The organism is Cuniculiplasma thermophilum (assembly GCF_052315355.1).
Taxonomy (GTDB): Archaea; Thermoplasmatota; Thermoplasmata; order Thermoplasmatales; family Thermoplasmataceae; genus Cuniculiplasma.
The window spans coordinates 1-19,571 of sequence record NZ_JBLSDF010000032.1 but is presented as its reverse complement, the minus strand read 5'-3'; the positions used below and the strand labels follow the sequence as shown (position 1 = coordinate 19,571).

21 protein-coding genes, 2 tRNA genes, 1 other RNA gene and 1 pseudogene are annotated in these 19,571 nt (G+C 39.4%); 16 read left to right on the top strand and 9 right to left on the bottom strand.

Annotation, left to right across the window (positions count from 1 at the left end; all coding sequences use genetic code 11):
* The 3 genes from ACNF42_RS06605 to ACNF42_RS06595 form a co-directional block, all read left to right on the top strand.
* The coding region (locus ACNF42_RS06605; protein WP_443339947.1) for a transposase at window positions 1-185 on the top strand (185 nt) is incomplete at its 5' end.
* Between the two features lie 224 nt (window positions 186-409).
* A complete protein-coding gene (locus ACNF42_RS06600) occupies window positions 410-1,783 on the top strand; it encodes an aspartate ammonia-lyase (RefSeq protein ID WP_443339946.1) in 1,374 nt (457 codons plus the stop codon).
* A 208-nt stretch (window positions 1,784-1,991) separates the two neighbouring features.
* Complete coding sequence (locus tag ACNF42_RS06595; RefSeq protein ID WP_443339944.1) at window positions 1,992-2,966, top strand: alcohol dehydrogenase catalytic domain-containing protein; 975 nt, start codon at window positions 1,992-1,994, stop codon at window positions 2,964-2,966.
* Window positions 2,967-2,968: 2 nt separating this feature from the next.
* Here the strand turns inward: ACNF42_RS06595 and rpe are convergent, their stop codons facing one another.
* Window positions 2,969-3,610, bottom strand: a complete 642-nt coding sequence (rpe, locus tag ACNF42_RS06590) for a ribulose-phosphate 3-epimerase (RefSeq protein ID WP_443339942.1) — start codon at window positions 3,608-3,610, stop codon at window positions 2,969-2,971.
* 156 nt (window positions 3,611-3,766) lie between these two features.
* Here rpe and ACNF42_RS06585 point away from each other — a divergent pair, with 156 nt between their 5' ends.
* The 4 genes from ACNF42_RS06585 to ACNF42_RS06570 all read left to right on the top strand — a co-directional run bounded on the left by ACNF42_RS06585 (window position 3,767) and on the right by ACNF42_RS06570 (window position 6,924).
* Entirely contained in the window at window positions 3,767-4,264 is a 498-nt protein-coding gene (locus ACNF42_RS06585) for a hypothetical protein (RefSeq protein ID WP_443339940.1), read from the top strand.
* A gap of 63 nt (window positions 4,265-4,327) precedes the next feature.
* Complete coding sequence (locus ACNF42_RS06580) at window positions 4,328-5,875, top strand: ABC1 kinase family protein (RefSeq protein WP_443339938.1); 1,548 nt, start codon at window positions 4,328-4,330, stop codon at window positions 5,873-5,875.
* Window positions 5,876-6,033: 158 nt separating this feature from the next.
* A complete protein-coding gene (locus ACNF42_RS06575) occupies window positions 6,034-6,318 on the top strand; it encodes a hypothetical protein (protein WP_443339936.1) in 285 nt (94 codons plus the stop codon).
* A gap of 144 nt (window positions 6,319-6,462) precedes the next feature.
* Complete coding sequence (locus tag ACNF42_RS06570; RefSeq protein ID WP_443339934.1) at window positions 6,463-6,924, top strand: hypothetical protein; 462 nt, start codon at window positions 6,463-6,465, stop codon at window positions 6,922-6,924.
* On the opposite strand, the gene ACNF42_RS06565 is transcribed toward ACNF42_RS06570, so the two are convergent.
* From ACNF42_RS06565 to rnpB, 3 genes are all read right to left on the bottom strand, one after another.
* Window positions 6,905-7,681 carry a glycosyltransferase gene (locus tag ACNF42_RS06565; RefSeq protein WP_443339932.1) on the bottom strand — a complete coding sequence of 259 codons (777 nt, stop codon included), beginning with the start codon at window positions 7,679-7,681 and terminating at the stop codon, window positions 6,905-6,907. The genes ACNF42_RS06570 and ACNF42_RS06565 overlap by 20 nt on opposite strands.
* An 11-nt stretch (window positions 7,682-7,692) precedes the next feature.
* Window positions 7,693-7,884: a hypothetical protein gene (locus ACNF42_RS06560; protein WP_443339930.1), complete on the bottom strand. Its 192-nt coding sequence runs from the start codon at window positions 7,882-7,884 to the stop codon at window positions 7,693-7,695.
* Between the two features lie 44 nt (window positions 7,885-7,928).
* Window positions 7,929-8,248, bottom strand: an RNA gene (gene rnpB, locus ACNF42_RS06555) — RNase P RNA component.
* Window positions 8,249-8,377: 129 nt separating this feature from the next.
* Here rnpB and ACNF42_RS06550 point away from each other — a divergent pair.
* Window positions 8,378-10,207, top strand: a complete 1,830-nt coding sequence (locus ACNF42_RS06550; RefSeq protein WP_443339928.1) for a hypothetical protein — start codon at window positions 8,378-8,380, stop codon at window positions 10,205-10,207.
* A 153-nt stretch (window positions 10,208-10,360) separates the two neighbouring features.
* Here the strand turns inward: ACNF42_RS06550 and ACNF42_RS06545 are convergent, their stop codons facing one another.
* The 3 genes from ACNF42_RS06545 to ACNF42_RS06535 all read right to left on the bottom strand — a co-directional run bounded on the left by ACNF42_RS06545 (window position 10,361) and on the right by ACNF42_RS06535 (window position 13,110).
* Window positions 10,361-11,014: a hypothetical protein gene (locus tag ACNF42_RS06545; RefSeq protein ID WP_443339926.1), complete on the bottom strand. Its 654-nt coding sequence runs from the start codon at window positions 11,012-11,014 to the stop codon at window positions 10,361-10,363.
* A gap of 82 nt (window positions 11,015-11,096) precedes the next feature.
* Complete coding sequence (locus ACNF42_RS06540) at window positions 11,097-11,927, bottom strand: TatD family hydrolase (RefSeq protein ID WP_443339924.1); 831 nt, start codon at window positions 11,925-11,927, stop codon at window positions 11,097-11,099.
* A gap of 1 nt (window position 11,928) precedes the next feature.
* Window positions 11,929-13,110: an Nre C-terminal domain-containing protein gene (locus tag ACNF42_RS06535; protein WP_443339922.1), complete on the bottom strand. Its 1,182-nt coding sequence runs from the start codon at window positions 13,108-13,110 to the stop codon at window positions 11,929-11,931.
* Between the two features lie 148 nt (window positions 13,111-13,258).
* On the opposite strand from ACNF42_RS06535, the gene psmA reads away from it, so the two are divergent.
* From psmA to ACNF42_RS06520, 3 genes are all read left to right on the top strand, one after another.
* Complete coding sequence (psmA, locus tag ACNF42_RS06530; RefSeq protein ID WP_443339920.1) at window positions 13,259-13,963, top strand: archaeal proteasome endopeptidase complex subunit alpha; 705 nt, start codon at window positions 13,259-13,261, stop codon at window positions 13,961-13,963.
* 36 nt (window positions 13,964-13,999) lie between these two features.
* Window positions 14,000-14,404 carry a CoA-binding protein gene (locus ACNF42_RS06525; RefSeq protein WP_443339919.1) on the top strand — a complete coding sequence of 135 codons (405 nt, stop codon included), beginning with the start codon at window positions 14,000-14,002 and terminating at the stop codon, window positions 14,402-14,404.
* Window position 14,405: 1 nt separating this feature from the next.
* Window positions 14,406-14,488: transfer RNA gene (locus ACNF42_RS06520), tRNA-Ser, on the top strand.
* 145 nt (window positions 14,489-14,633) lie between these two features.
* Here ACNF42_RS06520 and ACNF42_RS06515 read toward each other — a convergent pair.
* Window positions 14,634-15,089, bottom strand: a complete 456-nt coding sequence (locus ACNF42_RS06515; protein WP_443339918.1) for a universal stress protein — start codon at window positions 15,087-15,089, stop codon at window positions 14,634-14,636.
* A 122-nt stretch (window positions 15,090-15,211) separates the two neighbouring features.
* Between ACNF42_RS06515 and ACNF42_RS06510 the strand changes: the two genes are divergently transcribed.
* The 5 genes from ACNF42_RS06510 (at window position 15,212) to ACNF42_RS06490 (ending at window position 19,430) form a co-directional block, all read left to right on the top strand.
* Window positions 15,212-15,294: transfer RNA gene (locus tag ACNF42_RS06510), tRNA-Ser, on the top strand.
* Between the two features lie 79 nt (window positions 15,295-15,373).
* Window positions 15,374-15,697, top strand: a complete 324-nt coding sequence (locus tag ACNF42_RS06505; RefSeq protein ID WP_443339917.1) for an ArsR/SmtB family transcription factor — start codon at window positions 15,374-15,376, stop codon at window positions 15,695-15,697.
* Window positions 15,694-16,095 carry an arsenate-mycothiol transferase ArsC gene (locus tag ACNF42_RS06500; RefSeq protein WP_443339916.1) on the top strand — a complete coding sequence of 134 codons (402 nt, stop codon included), beginning with the start codon at window positions 15,694-15,696 and terminating at the stop codon, window positions 16,093-16,095. The genes ACNF42_RS06505 and ACNF42_RS06500 overlap by 4 nt, the downstream gene beginning before the upstream one ends.
* Complete coding sequence (gene arsB, locus ACNF42_RS06495) at window positions 16,064-17,371, top strand: arsenical efflux pump membrane protein ArsB (RefSeq protein WP_443339915.1); 1,308 nt, start codon at window positions 16,064-16,066, stop codon at window positions 17,369-17,371. Before ACNF42_RS06500 ends, arsB begins: the two co-directional genes overlap by 32 nt.
* 46 nt (window positions 17,372-17,417) lie before the next feature.
* The gene (locus tag ACNF42_RS06490) at window positions 17,418-19,430 is read left to right on the top strand and encodes a 4Fe-4S binding protein (RefSeq protein ID WP_443339914.1); all 2,013 of its coding nucleotides are present in this window, start codon (window positions 17,418-17,420) and stop codon (window positions 19,428-19,430) included.
* An 8-nt stretch (window positions 19,431-19,438) separates the two neighbouring features.
* Here the strand turns inward: ACNF42_RS06490 and ACNF42_RS06485 are convergent.
* Window positions 19,439-19,571, bottom strand: a pseudogene (locus ACNF42_RS06485) (ISL3 family transposase); the annotation flags it as partial.

Below are 19,571 nucleotides of genomic sequence, written 5' to 3'. Positions count from 1 at the left end.
TAAAGAGACATCTCAAGGGCATCCTTGAGGCCATAAAATCTGGAATAAATTCAGCTGTTGTTGAAGGATTGAACAACAAGATACGTACTGCATTCAAGCGTTCATATGGTTTTAAGGCACAGGAATACAGGGATACGATCTTATATCTGGTGGCAGGAGGATTGAGGGTATCCCCAGAATGTTAAAGAGATCCAATTATATTATGCAGGCATTAAAAAATAATCAGTAATAGCATGAGATAGGGATATTTCAGGGAATTCCAGTAAAATCAGTTGCAAAGGAACAATTATCTGAAACATCTTCTCTTCATTAACGGCATTTAAATGCAGAATAGCAATTTTAATTCCTTCGACCCGGTATGTCTTAATAAAGCTCCAATTATTTTTATAAATTCAGGAAATACTCAAAAATGACAAGAATAGAAAAGGATGTGCTTGGTGAGGTTGAACTGGACGATAATGTGTATTATGGTGTGAACACCATAAGGGCAAAGAATAACTTTCAGATTTCGGGAATTGTTGAGGATTCCGATCATATAAGGGCAATGACAATAGTTAAGAGATCCGCAGCGATTGCGAACAACAGGCTAAAGGCCCTTTCAGATGAAAGAAAAGATCTTATTGTAAGGGCTTCCGATGAGATAATTGGAGGAAAATTTCACGATCAGTTTGTTATTGATGTGTACCAGGCCGGTGCCGGTACTTCCTTCAATATGAACACAAATGAGGTAATTGCAAATGTTGCCCTCGAACTGGCTGGGAGAAAGAAAGGTGATTACGCATTTATACATCCCAATGACCACGTCAACATGAGCCAGTCTACCAATGATTCTTACCCCACTATGATGAGGATCAGTGCCACATACAAGGGTCAGAGATATATGGACGAACTGAAATTGCTTATTAAATCAATGGAAAAGAAGGCTGAAGAATTTAAGAACGTTAAGAAACCTGGAAGGACACACCTTCAGGATGCTGCACCAGTAACTCTTGGTATGGAATTCTCAGCTTATGCGTACACTCTTAAAAAGAATCTCAAGGATTTTGAGAATGCAATGGAATTTATCCTGGAACTTAACATAGGTGGAACTGCAACAGGAACAGGAATAAACACACCCCCCGGATATCAGAAAGAGGTTGTTTCAGAAATTGCAAAATTCACTGGATTTAACTTTAGGCCTAGCGAAAACCTGCCGGGAATTATGGAATTTCAATCCGATTTTGCAAGACTTCAGGCCGCCATAACGAACAATGCCCTTGATATAAATAAGATATCCAATGATTCAAGGCTAATGTATTCAGGTCCAGGAACTGGGATACATGAAATATTCATTCCGGCAGTACAGCAGGGATCATCAATAATGCCTGGAAAGATTAACCCATCCATAGCAGAGGCCATGAACATGATATGCCACTCCGTTGTTGGAGCCCAGAGTGCACTTAATATGTCGGTTCAGGCAGGTCAGTTTGAACTTAATGTGATGATGCCAAATATTGATTATGAACTTTCCAGATCCCTTGAAATAATGACAAACGGCATGAAAATGTTCAGAACGTTACTTATTGATGGAATAAAGGCGAATGAGGAGGCCTGCAGAGAGCATCTTTCGAAAAGTTTCGGATCAGCCGCTCTTCTCAACCCATATCTAGGTTATGATACTGTTGCGAAGATAGTAAGGGAAGCATTGGAAACTCATAAATCCATAAAGGACCTTGTAATGAAAACTGGAAAACTTTCTGAAGAGGAATACGTAAAAATAATGAGTGGCGGGATAAAAGAGTAAAAGGATGATGGAGTGGTATCATATCCATCACCATTATCTGAAATAGATTTTAATTAAATTCCATTTTTGGTATAGATTCTGAATGAATGCGTTATAGGATTCATTTTAATCCTGATTATACACATTTTATAATTTAAATTCTGAAAACGGTTATTTAAGGAGAAGTGTCTTTCAAAAAGTAAATTAAAGGTTTTATCAATTATTACCAATGAAATCATACGTTTTCGAAAAACCGGGAATTGAAAATCTCAAAAAGATCGATGAAGATAAAATATATGGTAGCGGACTTAAGGTGAGAATTTTAAAGGCAGCACTCAATCCCCTTGATTACAATGTGATCGCAGGGAATATTGTGTATGGACTCAATCCACTTCCCCATATAGCAGGATCGGAAGCAATAGGGGAACTTCTTGAGGACGGAAAAAATATGAAGAAGGGCCAGAGGGTAATCATATACAACAGAATATATGATTCAACGTGCAGGATGTGCAGGGAAGGCAGGGAATATCTTTGCCTGAACGGTGGTATATGGGGAGTTATGACCAATGGGGCCTTTACGGAGGAGGTAAGGATTGAGGAGAAAAATCTTGTGCCCATACCCGAATACGTTACGGATATACAGGCTGTTTCCATACCAATTGCAGCCCTGACACCATATCATGCCTTGAGGAGAGCAGGTGCCAGGGCAGGTGAAAAACTTCTCATATATGGGGCTTCAGGAAACACAGGAATACTTGGGATGCAGTTTGGAAACCTGATGGGGCTCGATGTGTATGCAGTTTCAAATAGTCCTGAAACTTCAACATATGGTGCACTGGAAGTTTTTCCAAGAAATGGAGTTCCTGATAATTTTACAGCCGATGTGGTGATAAATCCCCTAGGAAAGGAGACGTGGGAAGATTCACTGAAACACACATCCCTAACAGGGAGAATTGTTACCTTTGGGGTTCTCACTGGAAGGGAGGGTATTACAAATATTCCGGACCTTTACACTAAGGAGAAGACGATTATTGGCTCCACAGGAGGTTCTCTTAATGAAGTTATGGAAATACTCCATATGATGAAATACCACCAGATCAGAATTGGTGTGGACAGAGTATTTCCATTTGATGAACTCCCGGATGCACTGATTCACTTTGCAAAGGGACGAAAGGGGAGAGTCATAATAGATTATGAAATTTGATCCTATAGCATAAGAAGGTTTCCGATTCTTTCCTCTATTATTCCGCCATATATGTAGGATGCAGAAACTATTATATCAGCGCCACTTTTCTTTACCTCTGCACCAGTGTTTACATCTATTCCCCCATCCACCTCTATTTTACATGAAAGCCCATTTTCATCAATGTACTTCCTCAGATAACTTATCTTTTCAAGTGATTTTGGAATGAATTTCTGACCAGAGAATCCTGGATATACACTCATTACAAGAATTTTATCGATTTCAGGCAAAAAATCCAGGATCATTTCAGGTGGAGTATCTGGATTGATCACCAAACCCATTCCCTTCTTTTCATTCCTTATTTCTTCCCTGACCTTTTTAAAATTAAAAGGTGTTTCATAGTGAAAGTAAAAGAGATCACATCCTGCCTTTGAAAAGACTTTCCAGTATTTCTCAGGATTTAGAATCATCATATGGGCATCCAGTTCTAGATCTGTCGATCTTCTCACCGCACTTATGAGATCAGGACCCATGGTGAGGTTTGGGACAAAGTTACCGTCCATTATATCCAGATGAAAGGATGAGGCTCCAGCCTTAACTGACCTTGATACTTCATCGTGAAGAAACTCTAACTTGCTTGATATTATTGATGGTGAAACATTCATATTTCCCCATTACTTTCAACGATTAATAGGTTTCAAAATAGTTCTTAAAAATTTCATTTAACTGAAACTATATAAATTACCTGTGACATATGTTAGCAAATAAATAATTTTGAAATATCAAGAAAAATTTAAATAATATTGTTCCAATTGAAAATCATGGTGGAAGGTAAGGATACGATCTCAGGGAAACCTTCTGAGGAGATAATGGAAAAACTTATCCAAAAAGTGATAAGCATTAAAAGGGAGTCAATTAAAAAATATGAGAAGATAAGAGGTAAAAGCAAACTTGATCACACAATTCAGATTATCAACGAGCTTATTGGCCTGGAGGAGAGAGATATAAATATTCTTGAAAACGCAGAGGTGTCCCCAAATATTCATTACGCAAGAAGATCAGGAGTGGCAGAGGACTATGAGGTTCTCGACCATATGATTTCCCAGGATGAAAAGATGATTTCCGATGACCCAAGAACAATACTGGCATGGACCATAAATAAGTCAGATCAGATATACAAGATAGCCCAGATTTTGAGTGAAGAATATGATGATCCTGACATAAAAACCATGCTTCAGAATATTGCCCAGAGCGAGCTTAAGAGAAAGAACAGTATTTCTGAGCTTTACGATGATATTGTGAACAGGGACTACTGGTAAGCCTATAATAGTCCAATTAGTAAAAGATAAAGGTTTAAGCAATTTGACATAATCCCAAATGGAATGGGAAAGGACATTGCCTCTGGGATCAGACGAAGGGAAATTCAAATATTTTTCAGACTTTATTCACCGTTCAGGAGATTTCTGAAAGACAGAAAGGAGGCAAGGAAGGAAGGCAGTGATTCTTGGAGTTACAGAAGGGAGAGAAATGGAAGAATTGCAGTGGAGCGGTTTATATCCCTTGGACCCACCTTTATAAAGTTAGGTCAGGTTCTTTCCGCAAGACCAGATCTTCTTCCAAAGGAATATGTCAAGTCCTTTGAACTTCTTCAGGACAGCGTTCCACCTGCACCCTTTGAAGAGGTGGAACCAATACTCAGGGAAGATGTGGGGGATTATGAAAATATTTTTCAGGATTTCAATAAGGAAGCTATATCCGGAGCATCCCTTGGACAGGTATATACTGCCACCTACAGAGGTCAGAAGGTAGCGGTAAAAGTCAACAGACCTGACGCAGAATACATAATTAAAAGAGACATAATAATTCTGGACAGAATCCTCAAATTTGCTCGAGGAAGGATAGAAAATTTCCTATACCTCAGCATATCAAATGTGCTTAAGGATTTCAGGAGAAGGGTATTTGACGAGCTTGACTATCGAAAAGAGGCATCCAATGCAAGAAGAATCCAGAAAAATATTGAGGGGAGGGAACGCATAAGAATCCCAAGGATATTTGATGAAGTCTCAACATCGAGGGTTCTTGTGATGGAATATATCCCTGGAACAAAGATAACTGATCGGAAGAGATTGCTTGAGAAGAATCTGGATGTTTCAAAGCTTGCCTATGACCTGGATACCTCCTTTATAAGAATGCTCCTCAGAGACGACATATTCCATGCAGATCCACATCCAGGAAATATTTCTGTGCTTGACGACGGAACAATTGTGCTTTACGACTTTGGAATGGTTGGTGATCTTGATTCCAATACAAGATACTACCTTCTATCCCTGTACGATGCCATGACCCGTGGCGATATTGACCAGATGATTGATGCTCTCATAGGGGTCAAGGCACTTTCTCCAGCAGCGAACAGGGGTGTGATAAGACGAAGTGTTGAGATTGCCATGTCAGGGCTGACTGGAAAGAGAGCCGAAGATAGTGAAATAAGAGAATTGCTTGAGATTGCCAATGGAGTTGTATTCGAGTTCCCTTTCAGACTTCCCACCTCCCTTGTTCTTTACATGAGAATGAGCTCCCTGCTGGAAGGGATATGCCTTAATCTTGATCCGGACTTCAAATTTGTGAAGGTTCTGAAGAAACTATTTTACGATGAGGGCCTTTATAAGGAACTCTATACAAGGCAGATTGAAATGTTTGCAGAAGAGTCCATAAGATCAATTGAGGCTGGAGTTTCCATATTACCACTGCTGAGAAGAAAACTTGAATCTGAACAGGAAGAGGCACCTGTGAAAAGAAACAGGATAGAGGTAACGCTTGCAGGAGGCTTCATATTTCTTGGTGGAATTTATGAAATAAGTCATAACTACATACCGGGAGTAATAATAACAATTGCCGGGATCATCATTCTGGCTATTTCATTCCGCAGGTAGGCTACCTGAAAAATTTTACCTGGTTTGAAGATCAGAAACGCTATAGTTTTTGTGAAATGTTCTTCCTGTAATATTCCTCATTTCTTGGCGTATGGATTGAATTTATGGTATCTCTTAAAATAGGAAATGATTAATTATGAATGAACAACTTACCACACATGGCTGGAACCTACTGGGTAAAGGCTAGAAATGCGGCAAAAATTTTTGAAGAAAGGGTAAGATTTGTTGACGAAAATACAATTTTCAAGGTTGAGAACTATAAAAAAGATAGATGGATCGAACTCACAAGGAGACCCGACGGTCTCTTCATACTAAAAGAAGTTGGATATTCAAACCAGGTATACGAGCTTGATGAGAAAGAGGTTAAGAAGATATCCGGAAAAATATTTGAAAGAGAATTTCCAAGGAGCAACCAGCTCAGATTTCACTTTGTAAAGAAGTGATCTATTATAATGCAAATTTCTTTCATACAAAATATATGCAAAGATTGTCTCATATTCAAATTTTTTTGGAAACCAGATTGTGCTGAGATAAATCAGAATTTACAAATGTTAAGGATTATTATATGATAATAAATTTCACTTAACATGAATGCAAAAAACTTTGATGGCTTACTCAAATCTTTGACGGGAGGCTATACACCTGTTAAGATCGTTAGATTCCTTGTTATGGCTTTTTCTCTCATCGATGCAGCTGCCCATCTTTATGCATCTCCTGCAACATACCCACTTGTTACATTCTGGCTTGAGATTGAGGTTTCTGCTTTCATAGTTATAGGGATAGTATTCCTTCTTGGGTTGAGAATCTGGTATCTACCATCCATTCTGTTTACTCTTTTCAATCTGATAGTCTATTTATTATCAGGAATAGTTGCACTCCCACCCATAAGCCCTGCTGCACTTACGGGCCATGTACAGTTTAATAACTACTCCTTTGGCAGGGCATTCTCCCTTGGTGCCTGGCTCTTTATAATAGTTGTTGGTACAATCCTTCTCAGGTATGACAGAGGCTCAAAACTCAATGAGCTCCTTAAAGATGATGCTGTTTAGTGAGCGATCTCATGAATGCCTCACCGTACCCCAGAATTCCTGCCATATTTCTTATAATCCACATGAATGATATATCCTTAAAGGAAAAATAACTTCGATCAAGTTCTTTCCATATGGATTTGTTCTTTCTCTTGAGCTGTTGTCGACCATAACCATTCCAGAAACCCTGTCTTATGAATCCCCTGAAACTGCTCCTGGAATTATGAGTTACCATGCATTCCCTGCATTCTATTGCCCTGTAATTCTCCCTCAGGATTCGTATGTTTAAATCAATATCCTCTGCCGTCACAAAGGTAGGATCAAAACCTCCAACCCTGAGAAAAACATCTCTTCTCAGACCCATATTCATGGATGGGAGCGTCACCTCAAACCCTCTATAGAATATTTTAACCCGATCAAGTGATCCGTAGGTTTTTTTACCCACGTTTTTCGTAAAACCACACACAAGATCATATTCCTTGAGATTTTCGACCATACACTGGACCCATTTTGAATCGGGTCTTGCATCACCATCAGTGAACAGTATATAGGGTGCATCCGAAAGGGAAACTCCTATATTTCTCCCTTCACCTCTGCTGCATCTTTTTCTCTTTAAGGTAACTCCCTTTTGAAGGAATTTTTCAACGATTTCAGCTGTACCGTCCGTACTCCCACCATCCACAACTATAATACCGCATGGATAGGTTTGAGACAGGAGGGAATTTAATAAATTCTCTATATTAGCTGCCTCATTGAGAACAGTTATGACAACATCCACTTTTTCCGAATTCAGACCCAGTCAGCTCTCCTGACCTCTCTCTCTTTTTTGGTCTCCTTTTTGTACTTCTTATAATGTTCCCTGCATAGATGTACCTTGGTAAGTTTTGAATCAAAAGTGAATACCTTTGAGGCCAGATCTGCCGGAACAGTCTGGTAACTTTCATTTTTGCAATCCTTTACGTCGCACATTTTTTCAGACATGATTATACATAATAGAAAGATGTAAAAATAATTTCCTAAAAGGGGAATGCCCGGAGTAAGCCCCCTTCTGTTCACCTGAATCTTCAGGTTGGCAGCATTCAACTTTCGCCCCCGAAGGGGCTGCGTCCTACCCGGCCCTCCGGATGGCCTCACAGGGCCCGTTTGGACTTTCTCCAGCCAGGGCGGTTGTCCCATCGCCACCCTCCAAAACGTCATCCCTTCGGAATCATCCTTAAAGGAGGAGCGTATCATTTCTTTTACCGTTGCCTTCCCTCTCGGAAAATGGACCTAGAGTCCAATGGCACCCATCTCAGGAGGGGGGACTTTCCTCACTCTTTCGAGCGTAAGCTGCCCTCGGGCTTTCCCCTCATTTTCGTATATTTTTCAGCCTAATTAAGGTAGTTGTTAATGTAAGAACCTGATAAATAAAGGAAAATTGCGTACCATTCTATTGTACCAAAATTTAGTTAATATATACTACAATCTTTCACTTATGAGTAAAACGATAATTGCCATAATAGCGGTTACGGTGCTACTCATGAGTGGCGGGGCATTTGCATTTTCTGATGCCGGAGTTTCAGCTTCGTCTTCACTTTCAGTGAAGACAGTTGATAACTTCACCCTCTCATATAATAGCACCTCAGGGTTTGTAAATAATGTTAGTTACCAGACTTCCTCCGGGAACGTTGTCATAAGCGATTCCATATACATAAATGGATCAGCACCTGCAACTTCAGGTATGATAAGCGGTAGCCAATTCACCTTTGATAACGGAAAGGTTCTTGTCTTTGGAAACAAAATGCCAAGGGCCGTATCGCTTGTCACATATGGATCTCTCACAAGCGCTGCAAATATGAAGGTTAACCTCAATGAGAAAGCAAAGAAAATTGATGCAAATTTTCAGGTAAAGTCTTCCTCAAGTTCCACGCTAGGAGGTCTCAGTCTGGATACGATGCTTGGAATCAAGATGAGTGAGTATATAATACAGAATGGAAACTTCAGTGGATTTTTCATAACCGATGGTATTGTTACGGTTTCAAACTCCGGGCAGACTCTCACAATAACCCAGAACACGTCCAGTAAAATTATGGCATATATGCCATTGATTTCAGTATTCGTAACATCAGGAAATCTTGCAAATATGATACAGAAATATGAAAAAGACAAGATTGCAGAGAAGTTCAGCTATAATGCCACAACTGGCAATGTAACTGGAAGGAACGTAGAATTTAACTTCAACACAACCACAAACACCCTTACTGATCTTAAGGTCAAAAGATCAGGATCAATGGATGAAATTATATCATCCCTAAGTGTAGTGGGAAATGGAAGCATAGGCCAGGGAGTAAATATTCCCAACTTCGACCTTGGGAGTGTGGAGACATACGGATCAATATTCCTCTATGCAAACTCCAGCTTTATAGTAACTTTCCACGATAACCCGGTAGCACAGGGAACACTTGTCATAGATAACAGCACAGCCACAATAGTTGCACCTTCCGGTTCCAATGTCACATTCTTTGCAACAAGAAATACCAATATCCAGATTAACGCCTCAGCAGTTTCATCAAACTCTGATGTTCAGGCAAAAGCCGTTTTCGGTTTTGATCACAAGTTCTCAAGCGGAACTGGGGCTGTCAGGATAGTTACACCAAACAACGTAACTGAATATCTTCTCATAAACGGTGGAAATCTCAATGTAACGGGAAACACAATTAAATTGAACACCACATCTACCGCTATGATACACTTCGTTTCACCTCCAGGCCTCAGCAACCTCGGAAAATACAGAGTAGCATTGCAGGATGCAATTGCAAAGGGAAAGATCGCAGCTCAGATGATAATCAACGGATCAACTGACTTTGGAAACTTCACAGTTGGATTCAATTCAACGGTTCAATCAAAGGTAACACAGATAACCCATGGTAAGGTAACGCTTACATTCTCTGCAACTGCCGGCCATCATACAGGTACTGATGTGATAATATTCCTGTCCAACCAGTTCCTTAACGGCTCAACCCATGTCTACCTTAAATTCGACGGTCAGATTGTTTCGGTTACATCAATGAATGATATACTTAATGTGACAAGTTCAACAAACGCATCTTACGCAGTCTACGCTGAAAGCTCAGGTGATGTTGTTGTGCTACACATACCCCACTTCTCAAACCATACAGTGGAGATCAGCACAACACCATACACTACCAGCACACCTGTCAGCACGGGCAGCAACGGTTCCCTTGGCCTTGACATAACCATAGGTGCAATAGTTGTTGCAGCGGTTGTAATAATTGGTGTAGCTTATTTCATAAGAAAGAAGTAAGCAAACTATTTTAATTCCTTAAAAACACATATTTTTATTTTCATTAAGTAAAATATTAAGATCTGTTTTCATCACGTTTCAAAATTAATTGAATGAAATCATTTTGTTTATGAGTTGGTAATCTCCTACTTTTCAAATCAATACTTTCATAAATTAAATTAAGACACGTCTTCCGTATGATCTTGAGGTGATAATTTCGGCTGCCTTTTCCGGTAGATATACTATATCATTTCTGTGAAGGTAAAAATCACCTGCAGAGGTTGCTATGGGAAGAAAATCGACAGTTACTGAGACTGGAACCATGGGTTCACTCATTGCCCTTATATCTTCTCCCTTTTCTTCCTTGGTCTCTTCATGAGCAACTGATGGCTCTTCGTATTTCTCTGAAACAATCCCTTCCATGGATGCTTCTTTTACTCTAGATGGCTTTATTATACCCTCAAGAACATCTTGCATCTGATTGTGCATATTCATTATGAAGATTTTTTCCTCCGGTGTTAATTTCTCAAGCACTGTGGAACCAATCTCAAAGAGTGAATCCCTCAGAATCTTTTCATATCTCTTTAACAAAAAATTACGGAGATTTTTCTCTATCATGTCCTTTTTGTCCATTATTTTTCTATACAGGTCTATTGTATCCGGTGAAATATTTGATCTGGCCATTTCTTCCAGAGACTCCATCGCATCCTTGACCTGTTCATAGAAATTCCCCCTTATCTTCTGTATTTGAACCGTTGCTGACTCCTGACGGTAATAATCCCTGATTTCCCTTGAAATCCTGTCTATTTCAGCTACCGTTAGAGTCATTGAGGGTCATATACATTTTAGCACATAAAAGGATCAGTCATGGAAAATTCGTCTTTATAAAACTATTTAAGAGACTCGTTATTCAATTGAAGTTTTCCTCACCAAACAACTGATCCGGAAGTTTTACAAACGCCCATTCCAGTATTTCCGAACCTCTTTCCCCATACTCCTGGCTGATCCATGTGGCTCTGTTGGGAACTGAGTCCAATGGAAGATACATATTGGGTTTTTCAGGATTATCTATGAAGTCTGTTTCCATCAGGAAATATCTCCCTGATTCTATGGCCTTACGAATATCTCCCCTTGTCGCAGGTATGGACATCTTTACGATGCTATCTTCCCCAAGATTTTCAGGCTTTGCATGATGTTTAACCACCATTCCGTCTTTCATACCTGAACTTTTTATTCTCTTCTCAAGTTCATGAAGAGATGCACTGTCAAGATCCTCTGTGTGAAGAATTGCGGGAACTCCTGAATCCTTGCACAGTGAAAAGGCAAAATCAAGCAATTCGTTTGATTTTTCAACAATTGCTTGATCAACCTGAAAATGGGGCCTTCCTATTTCACCTATGGCATTTGCCTTACCCATATCACAAAGCCTTGCAGCCCTTATGATTCCCTCCCTGACCAGTTCACTGGATGTTTGAATGTTCTTTGACAGATTCATTAAGTCCAGAGGGTATGGACCTATTGTCACTATAACGTCAATACCCACCTCTTTCCTTATTCTTTCGGCCATGGATATTGTTCGCTGATAAACAGTTTCATAATAGGACGAAACAGGTATGGAATAGTCCGGTAAATTTGTAAGATTAATTGCAGTCCCTCCTGCTTTTTTATATTTCTTTGCACTTTCTATGAAATCACCATAATAATTTAAATGAAAATGATTGTCAAAAACTCTCTCCAGCATTTTAAAAATCCTCCAAACTTTTCTGAAATATGGACTCCCTTATTATTTTTGACCTTGAAAAGGCATCCTTTATGAAGGGAATAAAATTCCTAAGCATTTCCTCAGTGGTCTGGAATTTAATCGGCCTGCTCTTCAATGCCTCCTCAGTGGTTCTTCTGATCACCCACACTCCCAGTGGTGAGTAGTACTGGCTTCCTACTGATCTTATAACAATAATTTTGCCCTGTCTTCCTAATCCGTATAGATGTTTCACCACCGAATATCTTGCTGCATAATATGCCCCGGCTATGGACGATGCATAGGTTGTTCTGTTTCTTATTCCTTCATATTCCTGAGAAACTCCACCGTCTCCCCACAGGGAACCCTTATTCCATTTTTCAAGCATTTCAAAGGAGAAGCCACCCGGAATCAGAATGATATTAAAGTCGTTTCCAAGAAATGAGGCCGAATATACCTCTATTGAATCTACCCATGGGGAATGTATTAGCTTATTTTTCATATTTTTAAAAAGAATGTCATCAACAGCTGTAATTGACCATTTTGTTGGTACCATTCTTCTTTCCCTTTTAACTCCGATTATTCCGGCAGAAAAGACATTTTGAAGATATGATACATCCATTCCTGAATCGTAAAGGTCCCATAATGCTTCATTTGCCTTTATGTATGGATCCTCGTAGAAATAGTCAACCTTTCTTGGTATTTTTGGATTACTCTGAATCTTCAGATTTTCCATCATTGCCAGTGGACCAACTGGGGTTTCAAAAAAATTTTCACGGTAATTCTGCCTTTCAACCATTCTTCCTTCGAAGGATATTTCTATTGGCTTTATTGTTGATGAACTCTCCATAATATTTCTTTCTATTCTATCATCCATTTTTCTTACATTAACACGTTCACCAGTTCTGTACACGTTTGAATGTATGGATATAATTTTCTCCATTGAAAGATTGTACTTGTCTCTGGAGTAATCCCAGAAATCTCTTTGAAATAATGCAGTTGGTCCAGCGTAAACTGATGGATAACCATATTCTCCCACAAATATCCCAGGAGGCGTTTCCGTTTCAACATGTCCCTTTATGATGGGCTTTAAAGGCAACATTGGTCTTATCTCGTCAAGTATGGGGCATCTCCCAAGACCGCACATATTTTTGGTGCCCTTGCATGAACTGCAGTAAGGAAACAATGTAATTGGATCGATAATGGACTAATAACCCTATTGATCCCAATTTTTCCTTATATCTATGACAGGAAAATGATTATGCAAGCAAAGATTTGATTAAAAATTAGAAAAGGTTTATTATGCTGAGAGATTAAGGGATAACGGTGATTGAATGCAACAGGGACAAATGGCTTATGATAGAGCAATAACAGTTTTTTCACCAGATGGGAGACTGTTTCAGGTAGAATATGCAAGGGAAGCTGTGAAGAGAGGTTCTACCGCACTTGGATTGAAGTATAAGGATGGAGTTCTTCTTATGTCTGAGAGAAGACCGAGAAGCAAACTGATGGAACAAAATGCAATGGAGAAGATCCAGTTAATTGATGATTACGTAGGATGCGTTACATCTGGTCTAGGTGCTGATGCAAGAGTTCTTATAGATTTTGCGAGAATCGTTACACAGCAGGAGAAGGTAACCTACGGTTCTCTTGTGAATGTGGAGAACCTTGTGAAAAAGGTGGCTGATCAGATGCAACAATATACTCAGTACGGAGGAGTTAGACCTTACGGTGTTTCCATAATATTCGCAGGTGTTGACCAGGTCGGTCCAAGACTCTTTGATTCCGATCCCTCGGGAGTTATTAATGAATACAAGGCTACTGCAATTGGATCAGGAAGGGATCAGGTTCTGAACTTCTTTGAAAAAGAGTACAGGGAAGACCTTGATGAAATCGGAGCCATAAAACTTGGATTCAACGCACTGAAGGCATCTCTGGAAGAGGGCGCGGAGATGAGAACACCAGAAGTAGCATCAATACATTCCAATGGAATCTACAGAATCCTTACCAAGGAAGAGATTGATAAAATCACTTCCTGAACACAAAAATTTTAAACTTTTAATCCTTTAATATTTATGGAAGAGCAAGATAAGATAAGGGACGTTTTGAAGAATGAAAAAAATGTAGCTGTTGTGGGAATAAGTGAAAAACCTGACAGGGATAGTTACAGAGTTGCAAAATATTTGATTGACAAGGGTTACAACGTTATCCCCATAAACCCGTCCATAGAAAAATGGAATGGAATTAAGTCTTACAGTACAGTGAGTGAAGCTGGAAGGGAACACAGGATTGATGTGGTTGATATTTTTAGAAAGCCAGAGGCTGTACCTGAAATTGTAAGGGATTCACTAGGGGTGAAGCCAAAAACCATATGGATGCAAATAGGCGTGAAGAGCGATGAGGGAAAGAAACTCGCAGAAGAGAACGGCATAAAAGTAATTATGGACAGATGCATGATGGAAGAGCATAAAAAACTCTGATGTCGGGGTAGCCTAGCCTGGTAAGGCGGCAGATTCGAGATCTGCTGCTCTCGTAGCTCGGGAGTTCGAATCTCCCCCCCGGCGTGGAAAAATCATCACTTCTTCTGCTTCTGTATTATTTGAATAAAACAATTTAGTGTGAATTGAAATAAAGAATGGAATGAAATATTGCTTCGAATACCGTTTTTAAATATATAATAAAAAACTTATGGAAATTAAAGGGTTTTTACTATCTTGCAATGAGAACCGAAACGGGTGAATTTGCGGAAACTCTTTCAGAAACGGAACCAAGAATGATTCCCTTCTTAAAACCGTGCTTCTTGTTTCCCATGATTACAAGGTCCGGTTTTTCCTTTTCTATAACGTGAAGAATCTCTTCCACTGGATTTCCCATTACCACCACGCCACTGCACTTTTCTATATTGCGATCCTTCTTTATTTCTTCGACTACCCTGTGTAGTTTTTTCCTGTTGTTTTCCATAGCCTTCTCATTATCATCAAGGAAAGAATCTGTGGCACCAGTGAAGTCTCCAACAGGAGTTGGTATTGGTCTGTACACATTCAAAATCAAGAGTTCACAATCCTTAATGGATTCAGAGAGAAAAAAAGCCATTTCCAAGGCCTTTTTGGATTCCTCAGAAAAATCGTAAGCACATAGAATTTTTTTTACTTTTATTTCTGTCATATTTAACACGCTTTTCTTATAACTTTCAGGACAATAAATACTTTACCTCACATATTAAGTATCAGGTAGCTCCCAAGTATCATTCTAAAATGATAAATACAAAATAAGAATTAAGCGGATAGGCTGGGGTAGCCTAGTCTGGTAAGGCGCAGGTCTGGAAAGCCTGTGCTCTCGTAGCTCGGGAGTTCGAATCTCCCTCCCAGCGTTTTTTCAGTCTTTTCTTTTATGTGACATATAGAGTTTATATGGAAAAACATAATATCGTCATATTCGGATATGATGATATGAATCAATGTAAGACAATTGATAACTCCATGCTTCGAAATCTGAAATCAATTTTCTCTGATCCTGGGAATGCTAGGAAGACCCTGGTGCACAAGGCTCTTGGAGATCAAATAAGATTGGGAATTTATGAAATTCTCCTTCGGGAAGAACTCTGCGTATGCCAGTTAGAGGAGATTACAGAACTCCCACAGTCAACAGTCTCAGGAGCCTTGAAAGTACTGTTAAACGCTGGTTTAATTTCAGGCCGTAGAGAGGGAAAATGGATCTACTATCACGCCGAGAAAAATATCATGGATAAATGGATCATTGAGGTGACAAAATGAAAGGAAAGGTCCTCTTTGTATGCGTTGAGAATGCTGGAAGAAGCAAGATGGCAGAGGCCTTTGGAAAGAAATATGGGATTGATTGCATAAGCGCAGGAACAGTTCCCTCTGCAGAAGTTAATCCTGTTGTTCGGGAGGTGATGAATGAAATTGGTGTACCAATAAGCGACCATAGACCAAGGATGATGACAAGGGAAATGGTTGACAATGCAGATCTTGTGGTTATAATGGGATGTTCTGTTGAAGATTCATGTCCGGCTCCACTCGTCTCCTCCATGAAAAAGAAAATGGTTGACTGGGGACTGGACGACCCAAAGGGTAAGCCAAAGGAAGAAGTTAAAAGGATAAGAGACAGGATAGAATCACTTGTACGGGAACTTGCAAATTCAAACAATTAATTTCATAGCTTCTATTTCTATTTTCATATTTTCAATGCTCCTTGTGATAAGGAAGCCTAAAAATATCGGAATAGGGTATTCTGCGCTTTTGGGTGCAGCTCTGACTCTGGTTACCGGACTAACCTCCCTGATGGATGTAATAAGGGTAATTTCCATAGTCTGGAATGCCACCCTTACATTTGTATCAGTTGTGATCATATCACTGGTTTTTGATGAGGCTGGTGTATTCCAATATCTCTCAGTCAGGCTACTGAAGTTGTCAAGGGGGAGCGGGATAAAACTTTTCATATTCATAATACTTGGTGGAGCATTCATTTCAGCAGTTTTTGCCAATGATGGTACTGCCCTTGTGATGACTCCCATAATTATTTCACTCCTTTACAGGGCAGGATTAAAAGGCAAAACACTCCTTGCCTACATCATGGCAATCGGATTTATAGCGGATTCAGCAAGTATACCTTTGCTTGTGAGCAATTTGGTGAATATAATTGCAGCCACCTATTTTGGCATAAACTTCTTTCCATATATGTACACTATGATGGTTCCTGACCTTGTAAGTGTTGGTTCCAGTCTCCTTTTCCTCTATCTCTTTTTCAGAAAGGACATACCGAAAAGTGTTAAAGACCAGGTGGAATTTGATACAAATGAGATTAAGGATCCAAGAATATTCAGGCTGTTCTTTCCAGTGATAGTGACCCTCATTATTTCTTATTCAGTTGGCGGTTATTTTTCGATACCAGTTGCACTGATCTCAATGCCTGCAGCCGCAATACTTTTAATTATTGCAAAAAACGGAAGGAGGATAAGTTATGTAAAACCTGTAAAGGAGGCCCCTTGGCAGATAATATTCTTCTCCATAGGAATGTACATTGTTGTTTTTGCCATGGCCAATGCGGGCCTGACTTCAATAGTTTCTGACGTACTTTTAAGAATATGGAAATACCCCTTTGGCCTGAACTATATTTTAACAGGTTATCTGTTCGCCTTTACTGCATCAATTATGAATAATTTACCTTCTGTACTACTGGGTGACCTTGCCCTGCAGCATGCTAAATTGACCGGCAACATATTGTTAACAAATGCAATAGGAAATGATATAGGTCCAAAATTTACTCCAATAGGTTCGCTGGCCACACTTGTTTGGCTCTACATGATAGAGAAAAAGGGAGATTTTAAAATAAGCACATGGGATTATATGAAAACCGGAATTATTGTTGGTATGCCAGTTCTTACCCTGACTCTGTTTTCCCTCTATGCCATTTCACCCTATATGTGAACATTAACCTTTAATATCCATTCAAAAATCTCTGAGTGACTGTAATATGTCGAGTGAAACTGTTAATTTAATACTCTATTTTCTGGCAGCCTTAATGGGAATTTTCACATCATGGATTATAGTTTATGCGCGAAATGCTGATAATCAGATAAAGAAGATAATTTCTTACATCTTTCTCTCCATGATGAATGGCATGCTTCTGGGCCCTGCCGTTTATCTTTCTGGCTATTTGCCATTTAACATAGAGGATGTTATCCTTCTTTCATCGGCCATAATGGGTATTGAATTAATCTACCCCATGATTGAATTTGTTAAGACACTTGAAGGTTCTTCATCCAGAGGCGTTAATTTGGGGATTTATGTTATCTTTACAATATTTGATGAATTTCTCATGAGCCTTGATTTTATTTCTATTGTTTCGGGCAGAAGTTTCATCGCCTTTTATGGCGGAAACGTTCTCAATGTTGTATTCTATCCTCTGACTTCATACTGGTTCATCTTCCCAATGTCTCTGGAAATGCTTCTTACTGCCATTTTTTCCTTAAGAGATGAGACCAGGATTGGTCTTGTGTTCATAACTTTTCAGTCTGCAGTTATGTTTCTAACTCCATCGGCAATAATTAACGGTTTATGGGAAGGTTTGGCAGTTTATCTTGGTGGCTCCATAATGACTGCACTATTCATTCTTCTCTTTGAGTATCTTTACAGAAAGGAATATGCAGAAAAAAATTTCTCTGCCTATCTTAACAGGATCATTTTCACCTATTTCCTTATGATGCTCGGTGTAATGTTATATCAGTTATATGGAAATCTTATAGTCCTTGGAATATCCATAGTTATTGAAATGACCCTTTATCTGTCTGCCGTTTTGAGGAAAAACTATTTCGAAGGTCATGGTAAGGTATACTGGCTTGCAGACAGAAAATGGTCCACAATGTTCCTATTAAATATATTTCTTGCAGAATTTGCAATGGGTGCAACCTTTGACTTCCAGTACTATGGAGCATCGTCATTCATAGGGAGCCTGGGACTTGCGCCATTCACTTTAAGCCCCACTATTCTGCTTGCCTTCCTTTTCAACTCTGTTGTCTTTATAGGCGGAGTAACGGGATCACCATGGTTCTTAATAATGATGGGCGCTGAGATGGGATCACTGGTGGTTCTCAAGATTATGAAGACAAAGAACCCTGAAAACAGGGTCAGAATGGCATTGATGATAATGGCCTACGGTGTTTACTCCATTTTGCTCCCATCCTTCGTTCTCGCAAATCCCCAGGACTATCCATTCATTGGATGGAGCATGGGTATAGGAACTGGTGGTGGACTTGCAGCGGCTCTTATAATACCTATGTTGCTTACCTATCTGATCAGCGGAATATTATCACTTCTTTTTGGTGCCAGACAGTTATGTTCCGTTTTTTGCACTGCTCCTCTTATGTATCAGGGTACCTTTTATGATTCTATGAAGAAATTCAACAGACAGGGAAATCTGGCCAAAAAAATAACAATTCCTGCTGAAAGAGAGAACAAAATATACCGGGGCGTATCGCTTACTGTGTATGCATCCCTTGGAATTGCATCTGTTATTTCACTAATGGATAATTTTGGTTACCTGAATCTTACAATGTATGGCTCAGATCCTCTTGTTTTCATATATATTTTCCTATTTGACATAATCTGGTACGCTGTGTTCATCACAATGCCCTATTTTGGCTCTTATGGATGCATTAATACAGGATATTGCCACTGGGGTAATTTCAACAGATGGATTGGAAAATTTGGATTTTTCAAACTTAAGGTTAAAAATTCAAATCAGTGCATTGAATGTAAAACTAAAGATTGTGCAACAGCTTGCCCTGTTGGTCTATCCTCCCAACCCGGAAGTTTCATTAAAGGAGGGGAATTTAAAAATTCTAGATGTGTTGGCATAGGAGACTGCGTGGAGGCATGCCCATATGATAACATATTCTTCTACGACGTAAGGCACTTCATAAGAGGAAGAATAGGAAAAGGGAAAAGAACTGAAGTGAAATTGATCGAGAAAGGCAAAAGGAATTAAGGATCTCTTTAACATTCTGGGGGTAACCTCAATCCTCCTGCCACCAGATATATGATCGTATCCCTGTACTCCTGTGCCTTGAACCCATATGAACGCTTGAATGCAGTACGGATCTTGTTGTTCAATCCTTCAACAACAGCT

Bases quoted from the DNA above. Each gene is read 5' to 3' on its own strand.
- ACNF42_RS06600 (WP_443339946.1), top strand. From the start codon at position 410: ATGACAAGAATAGAAAAGGATGTGCTTGGTGAGGTTGAACTGGACGAT.
- ACNF42_RS06595 (WP_443339944.1), top strand. From the start codon at position 1,992: ATGAAATCATACGTTTTCGAAAAACCGGGAATTGAAAATCTCAAAAAG.
- rpe (WP_443339942.1), bottom strand. From the start codon at position 3,610: ATGAATGTTTCACCATCAATAATATCAAGCAAGTTAGAGTTTCTTCAC.
- ACNF42_RS06585 (WP_443339940.1), top strand. From the start codon at position 3,767: ATGGTGGAAGGTAAGGATACGATCTCAGGGAAACCTTCTGAGGAGATA.
- ACNF42_RS06580 (WP_443339938.1), top strand. From the start codon at position 4,328: ATGGGAAAGGACATTGCCTCTGGGATCAGACGAAGGGAAATTCAAATA.
- ACNF42_RS06575 (WP_443339936.1), top strand. From the start codon at position 6,034: ATGGCTGGAACCTACTGGGTAAAGGCTAGAAATGCGGCAAAAATTTTT.
- ACNF42_RS06570 (WP_443339934.1), top strand. From the start codon at position 6,463: ATGAATGCAAAAAACTTTGATGGCTTACTCAAATCTTTGACGGGAGGC.
- ACNF42_RS06560 (WP_443339930.1), bottom strand. From the start codon at position 7,884: ATGTCTGAAAAAATGTGCGACGTAAAGGATTGCAAAAATGAAAGTTAC.
- ACNF42_RS06550 (WP_443339928.1), top strand. From the start codon at position 8,378: ATGAGTAAAACGATAATTGCCATAATAGCGGTTACGGTGCTACTCATG.
- ACNF42_RS06545 (WP_443339926.1), bottom strand. From the start codon at position 11,014: ATGACTCTAACGGTAGCTGAAATAGACAGGATTTCAAGGGAAATCAGG.
- ACNF42_RS06540 (WP_443339924.1), bottom strand. From the start codon at position 11,927: ATGCTGGAGAGAGTTTTTGACAATCATTTTCATTTAAATTATTATGGT.
- psmA (WP_443339920.1), top strand. From the start codon at position 13,259: ATGCAACAGGGACAAATGGCTTATGATAGAGCAATAACAGTTTTTTCA.
- ACNF42_RS06525 (WP_443339919.1), top strand. From the start codon at position 14,000: ATGGAAGAGCAAGATAAGATAAGGGACGTTTTGAAGAATGAAAAAAAT.
- ACNF42_RS06515 (WP_443339918.1), bottom strand. From the start codon at position 15,089: ATGACAGAAATAAAAGTAAAAAAAATTCTATGTGCTTACGATTTTTCT.
- ACNF42_RS06505 (WP_443339917.1), top strand. From the start codon at position 15,374: ATGAATCAATGTAAGACAATTGATAACTCCATGCTTCGAAATCTGAAA.
- ACNF42_RS06500 (WP_443339916.1), top strand. From the start codon at position 15,694: ATGAAAGGAAAGGTCCTCTTTGTATGCGTTGAGAATGCTGGAAGAAGC.
- ACNF42_RS06490 (WP_443339914.1), top strand. From the start codon at position 17,418: ATGTCGAGTGAAACTGTTAATTTAATACTCTATTTTCTGGCAGCCTTA.